The organism is Tepidanaerobacter sp. GT38, from assembly GCF_021991635.1.
GTDB lineage: Bacteria > Bacillota > Thermosediminibacteria > Thermosediminibacterales > Tepidanaerobacteraceae > DTU063.
This window is the reverse complement of the sequence record NZ_JAFFJA010000090.1, coordinates 1-1107: the sequence shown is the minus strand read 5'-3', so window position 1 is coordinate 1107 and position 1107 is coordinate 1. Positions and strand designations below refer to the sequence as shown.

Genomic DNA, 1107 nt, shown 5'->3' with positions numbered 1-1107 from the left:
AAATATATTATACGAGGGGGTATTACAATATAGTGAAAATAGATTTTCACGTACATGTTACACCACCTGATATTATAAGGGATTGGAAAAAAATAGCTGAAAGGGAAGATTACTTTAAGCTTCTTAGTGAAAGCCCAGTAAACAAGTTTGCTACAGCCGATGATGTTGTAGAAGAGCTTAAAAGCTCAGGAATGGACAAAGCTGTGATTTTTGGCTTTGCTTTTAATGATATAGGGCTTTGCCAATATGTTAATGACTATGTAGCTGAGGCTGTAAAAAAGTATCCTGACAAGCTGATAGGATACATGGTATTAGTGCCCACAGCATCAGGGGTCGAACGGGAAATCGACCGCTGTCTTGCAATGGGGTTAAAGGGCATTGGCGAAATATTTCCATACGGTCAGAAATTTGACTTAACAGATGCTAAACAAATGTCAACTTTGGCAAATGCATGTATTGAACGAGATATTCCGTTAATTATCCATACCAATGAACCGGTGGGTCATTATTATGCCGGAAAAACTGATACTACGCCTAAGACAGCTTGTGCATTTGTGCAAAACTTCCCCAATATCAAGGTTGTATTTGCTCATTGGGGCGGTGGGTTGTTATTCTATGAGATGATGCCAGAAATACGCGCACAAAATAAAAATGTGTATTATGACATTGCAGCAACACCATTGCTCTATGATAACAATATATATGTTGCGGCAAAGAGTATGAAGGTTTTGGATAAAATTTTATTTGGAAGCGACTTCCCTCTGCTGCCTATGAAGCGATATCTTGAAGACATATCTAACTCCGGTCTCAGTGATGATGAACAGTCTCTTATAAATGGTGAAAATGCCCGGCGGCTTTTAGGAATTTAGTATAATAACACAGCAATAACACAGCAGGAGGCACATTGTGATGATAAAAGATGATTTTAACAAAAAAGAATTTGATGTAATAGGATTTGGTGAAATAATGCTTCGCCTTTCACCTCTCAACAAGGAAAGGATTTCTCAAGGTGAAGTTTTTGAGAAAAGGGCAGGAGGTTCTGAACTTAATGTAGTTTCCGGAATTTCGTCACTAGGTCTTAGAACTGGGATTGTAACAAAACTGCCA

Annotated in this window: 1 protein-coding gene and 1 pseudogene; both read left to right on the top strand. The window is 38.3% G+C overall.

Annotation, left to right across the window (positions count from 1 at the left end; genetic code table 11):
- Positions 1–869, top strand: an 869-nt coding sequence (locus JT739_RS10975; RefSeq protein ID WP_237661166.1) for an amidohydrolase family protein, incomplete at its 5' end; no start/stop codon positions are given.
- Positions 870–909: 40 nt separating this feature from the next.
- Positions 910–1107, top strand: a pseudogene (locus tag JT739_RS10970) (sugar kinase); the annotation flags it as partial.